We start from the raw sequence: 5,336 nt of genomic DNA on the forward strand, positions 1-5,336 counted from the left end.
CATGGGGCGATTAAATCACTAAAAGCCTTAACAACATCGCTGAAATTGCCGCGTAACTACGCTATCATTCGCGGCAAATAATAAACTGACCTCATACTAAACCCCTAAAGGATATAAGATGCAGACGCTTGCCCAGCACTTAGCCGCACAGGCAGTAAATGACGCCCTCTCCCAGTTATTGTTAACCCTCGCAGACACTTCAAAAGCCATCAGCCATGCCGTACGCCACGGTGCCTTAGCTGGCGTGTTAGGTGCGACCGAACAAGAAAACGTGCAAGGTGAAACCCAGAAAAAACTGGATATCATCACCAATGAGATGCTTAAAGATGCGCTCAAAACCGCAGGTTCAGTGCGCGCCCTCGCATCGGAAGAAGAAGATCATGTGGTGGAAGTCAGCGCTAATGGCGAGTTTTTAGTGTGTTTCGACCCTTTAGACGGCTCATCAAATATCGATATCAACTCGCTGGTCGGTACGATTTTCTCTGTTTTACCCGCACCACAAGGTGAATTAACCGAGGCGAGCTTCCTGCAATCGGGCCGCAAACAGTTAGCCGCAGGTTATGTGCTCTACGGCCCATCGACCATGCTGGCCTTAACCACCGGCCAAGGCGTGCAACTCTTTACCCTGCACCCAGAAACCAACGAATTTTTACTGACCAACGCCGCCATGAGCATTAGCCCAGACACTCAAGAGTTTGCCATTAACATGTCGAACCAACGTTTTTGGGAAGCGCCAATGCAAACCTATATCGCCGATTTACTGCTTGGTAAAATTGGCCCGCGTGAAAAATCGTTCAACATGCGCTGGATTGCCGCCATGGTCGGCGATGTTCACCGCGTATTATCCCGCGGCGGTATTTTTACTTACCCAACTGATAATAAAGATCCGAAAAAGCCTTATAAGCTGCGCTTAATGTACGAAGCCAATCCAATGGCCTTATTAGTCGAGCAGGCCGGCGGTAAGGCGTCCACCGGTTATGAAACCATTTTAGATATTCAACCAACGAATATTCACCAACGTGTAGCGGTGATTTTAGGTAGCGCCAACGAAGTGGACGCTTGCCTAAGCTACCATGGTATCGATTACAGTGAAGAACCTGATTTAGACTAAGTCGAATCGCTTAAGCTTTGATTTTTTTCTGCTAAAAGCCACTGACAACAGTGGCTTTTTTGTTGTCGTTTAATGCGACGATTTGAGTTTTTATGCGACTTTATGGCCTAGAAACTGACACGCCCAACTAACTTGCAACACAAAGATTTTGCTGGATCTTCCAACGACGTTCCATGAATGGAATCGAAAAACCATAACATACCACCACAATCAAAGGCTGAAGATGGAAACTCAACTCAGGCCACAGCATAAAGGCTGCCACACAAGCCAAAGTGCGCACTACCGCATGTACAATCGCCACCTTTTGCGCCGCTAACACGCCATAAATCAACCACATTAATCCTGATTGTACCGCCAGGGCGAAGGGCAAGGCTAAATAGTTTTCCATAAAAAATGGAATACTGATGCTAAAGGTTAAAAAACTCATGCCTATACCAGCGAGAAACACAGTCTCAAACCAATTACGCTCAGCGCTTTTCTTAAAGGAGATATTCTCGCCCGTCAGCCGCGAAACACCCATGGCAAGGTAGATAATCGAACCCGTGCAGATAAATGTTGCCATCACCAGTTGCGATGATGGCAATATAAAACTCATGATAAACAATAGCGTCCATACAATCATGCCTGATAGGGGCATGGCTAAAGCACGTTTTTGACGGTATTCGATAAGTTGTTGATCCAGTGATTTATATTCCATGGCTAATTTTCCTTGTTGGATAGTTGAAAAATGGCGCTAATTCTCAAATTCCAATCACAAGCGAGTGATATCGTCAGCGGGCAGCTTGTTTTACGCTTTTTCAACAGAACTTAATAATGCCTTAGCCGCGAGTTGGCCCAGAGAGTTGCCCGCCAAAGGGCTATCTCCGGTCAGCAACTTACGATCTTGGTGAGTTTGCCCCGAAATCCCTTCATTAAGGATTTCAACCCCAATGGCTTTGAGTTTTTCCCCAAACTTCCAAGTGAGGTGTCCAGGCATATAGCCAATAGCAGGTGTTTGCGCATCCAGAGCATCAGGGAAAGCAACGATTTGATAGCCCGCGAACAAAGGTTCATCGCCAACCGCGAGAAATGCGGCAGGGCCATGGCACAATGAAATGATAAATTTATCTTGTTCCATCGCCCATTTGATTACCGCTTTCATATCTTCACTTTCAGGCAAACCGATAAGGGCCCCATGCCCACCTGGTATAAATACTCCTATATAATCAGAGTCTTCACCGAGAGCACTTTGTACAACGTCGGCTAATTTAAGCGGCTGCCTAAAAGAGGTGTGATATTTTTGATATAAACCTTTAACCTCTTCATCCTCCGATGGCATAGCCCACCATTCAAATTTCACAGGATGACCTGATAGGGTGGCTATATCAAATGAAAAGCCTGCTTTATCAAGATGGTACATAGGAAGTAATGTTTCAACGGGATGATTACCCGTTGAGAAAAATGTGCCATTATCCGTCAATAAATAGCGTTCATCGGCACCAACAAGCAAAATTTTCCAGCGCCCCCCTTTATAAGGATGGGGGTAATCTGCACCACTGAGATCAGATTTCGCGGCCGTAAATTGGCTTAATGAATAAGGTGAAGGAAAGAAAGCGTTGTCTTCTGCGGGGTCAAGGGTGGGACGCTTATCGTCATGCACTGCCGTCATAGTCGTTTCCTCAGCGATGTTAGATTAGATTTCTATTATAGAAACTGATGTTAAATGCAAAATAAGGGCTTGCCCCTAAATTGCCCCTAAATAGTACAAAATATTTATCACAGTTTATTAATTCTAGCGGCATGTTAGACCGCATAAGAAAGATGGGACAGGCATAACTCTTTTGCAAGAAACCGCCGACACCGAGCCCCCAGATGTTCACCCTCCCCCAGAGTTGCCGCAGGGCAAATAGACAAATGGCGAGCGAGCTTTGGCAGGAGTGGGGGCGTCTTGACTGCTTGTGAAAACAATAGCAAGGAGGATAGGACGAGCAGTCCTCCCTAGTCGACTCTAGATTAAAAATCAGGGGGTGAAGCCCCACGACTTTGATTCACCTCGGCCGTAAGGCTGCAATGACGATACATCTCCGTAATCAGGTATAGGACAAAGCCCCGCGACTTTGCTTTAGTTAAGCCGCAAATAAGCAGGCTGTATTATGCCGATACGCTCGATATCGAGTGCAACCACCGCGGCGACGGGTGGCATGATGCTATATAAAGGTTAACAAAGGGTAATAAATCGGCGCTGACGCCTGCGATGCCAAGGGGATAACATCAGCTACAAAACGCACCTTTCGACTCACATTATCACTCCCATTCCCCTCACCTCAGCACTCACCTCAGCACTCAAATGTGCCATCACTCTCCCTGCGGCAAATGCCGATTCGCATTTTTAAAATTTTAACGTCATGGGTCATCATTGATCACATTCTGACAATTAAAACCTGATCTCAATCTAAAATACCTATAAGCTAACGCGCATATTTAAGATACGAACCATTCTCATTTATAAACGTAAAGGTGATCGATGAAACCGTTACCGCTAAGTCTGTGTGCCCTTGCCGTGGCAAGTGCCATGCCCACTTGGGCTGAAGAACAAGCCAAACCTTTGATAAACGAAGTCATTGTTGTCTCGGGTTCTCGGATGGAACAAAAAATTGAGCAGGTTGCAGGCTCTATCCTCGTGATAGATGAAGAAGCAATCGAGCGCAATATGAGCAATGATTTTGGTAGCTTATTCCGTAATGAATCGGCGGTAGGTATCAAAGGTGGCGCGGGTAAACCCACCTCCGTGACCATTCGTGGTATTGGCGGTAACCGCGTGATGATGGTTAAAGACGGCGTGCGCGTGAATAACCAATACGCTTCCCCCTTAGGCCCAGGTGCTGAAGGGACGGGTCGCGGTTTAACCGAAGTCCAAAGCCTTAAGCAAATTGAAGTGGTTAAAGCCGCTGCATCAACCATGTACGGTTCCGATGCGCTCGGTGGCGTGGTGGTGATGCGCACTAAAGATGCCAGTGATTACCTGCGGGGCGAAGACTATTATGTATCACTTAATGCCGGCTATGCGGGGATTAATGATGAATATTCCGCCGGTTTTACCAGTGCTGCTGCCTATAACGGCTTTGAGAATCTGCTGACCTATCAACACCGTAAAGGCGAAGAGTTACCTAACTACTTTGATACTCAGCCCGGTAGCGATCTGGTCCAAGACAGCCTGCTCTTTAAGAGCAAATACCGTTTTAATGATTACACTACAGTGCAGCTCACGCTCGATTACCTTGAGCAAACACTAGAGCGTTGGGAAGATAAACTCAATCGCGCACAAGTCCCAGAAGAGCGCATTGATACCGAACGCGACACCAAAGTGATCAACGGCGCGCTACAACTGCGCTCTGACAAAGCCACCAATTTCCACGATGATTTAACTGTCACGGCCTATTTTGGCCAAACTGAGCAGCTCGAACATCGCGATTATTTTGATCTTATCCAGCTTGAGCGCCCTCTCACTGAATATCGTGACTATGATTTTGAAGATCAACGTGTTGGCTTAACCAGTACCTTCAGTAAGTATGTCGGTGGTGAGCACTATGGTCACCAAATCACCTACGGGATTGACTATGAATGGTCCAACATGATGCGTCACCGCAAAAATCATGTGGCTCAAAGCACTGGGGGCTGGCTCATCGACACGCCATTTACCTTTGCCGATACCGATAGCCATCGCTTAGGGCTATTTATGCAGGACGATATCACCCTGTTAAACGGTGACCTAAACCTGATTGGCGGTTTGCGTTATGACTATTTCCGCAATACCCCAGATCAACAACAAGCCGTTGAAGCGGGTAAAAATGCGGATGACTTTGCCGCCATGAGTGATAACTTCTGGTCACCTAAAGTCGGTGTCGTGTATAAACTGACCGACACGGTGAACGTCTACGCCCAATATGCCTATGGTTATAAGATGCCAACCCCAGATCAAAAATGGGGTGAGCTTGAAGTTAGTGCGGGCCCTTTTGCAGATGTGCTAATTAAAGCCAACTATGACTTAAAATCAGAGCAATCTCACACCTGGGAAATGGGGGTACGCGGTCAGCATCAAGATACTAGCTACGAGCTCACCGCCTTCTACACCCACGCTAAAGACTATATCGACTGGGAATATGTAGATATGAGAACTACATTCCCACCGATGAAGATGGAGTTTGATTATCAATACTTTAACCGTGACCAGGTGATCCTCTACGGT

General features: G+C 46.7%; 4 protein-coding genes. 2 read left to right on the forward strand and 2 right to left on the reverse strand.

Annotated features, from left to right (window positions below; genetic code table 11):
• Positions 1 to 118: 118 nt before the first annotated feature.
• Entirely contained in the window at positions 119 to 1,111 is a 993-nt protein-coding gene (locus ACRCZA_RS07430; RefSeq protein WP_438673817.1) for a class 1 fructose-bisphosphatase, read from the forward strand.
• Between the two features lie 127 nt (positions 1,112 to 1,238).
• Here ACRCZA_RS07430 and ACRCZA_RS07435 read toward each other — a convergent pair whose 3' ends face one another.
• Positions 1,239 to 1,808: a DUF7010 family protein gene (locus ACRCZA_RS07435; protein WP_438673818.1), complete on the reverse strand. Its 570-nt coding sequence runs from the start codon at positions 1,806 to 1,808 to the stop codon at positions 1,239 to 1,241.
• A gap of 90 nt (positions 1,809 to 1,898) precedes the next feature.
• Positions 1,899 to 2,759, reverse strand: coding sequence for a glyoxalase III HchA (gene hchA / locus ACRCZA_RS07440; RefSeq protein ID WP_438673819.1), 861 nt, complete (start codon positions 2,757 to 2,759; stop codon positions 1,899 to 1,901).
• A gap of 855 nt (positions 2,760 to 3,614) precedes the next feature.
• Here hchA and ACRCZA_RS07445 point away from each other — a divergent pair.
• The coding region (locus ACRCZA_RS07445) for a TonB-dependent receptor domain-containing protein (RefSeq protein ID WP_438673820.1) at positions 3,615 to 5,336 on the forward strand (1,722 nt) is incomplete at its 3' end.

It is taken from the genome of Shewanella sp. (assembly GCF_051658185.1).
Lineage (GTDB): Bacteria > Pseudomonadota > Gammaproteobacteria > Enterobacterales > Shewanellaceae > Shewanella.

What these genes read in the sequence shown, in the direction of transcription:
- hchA (WP_438673819.1), bottom strand. Translation starts at nt 2,759, where the DNA reads ATGACGGCAGTGCATGACGATAAGCGTCCCACCCTTGACCCCGCAGAA.
- ACRCZA_RS07430 (WP_438673817.1), top strand. Translation starts at nt 119, where the DNA reads ATGCAGACGCTTGCCCAGCACTTAGCCGCACAGGCAGTAAATGACGCC.
- ACRCZA_RS07435 (WP_438673818.1), bottom strand. Translation starts at nt 1,808, where the DNA reads ATGGAATATAAATCACTGGATCAACAACTTATCGAATACCGTCAAAAA.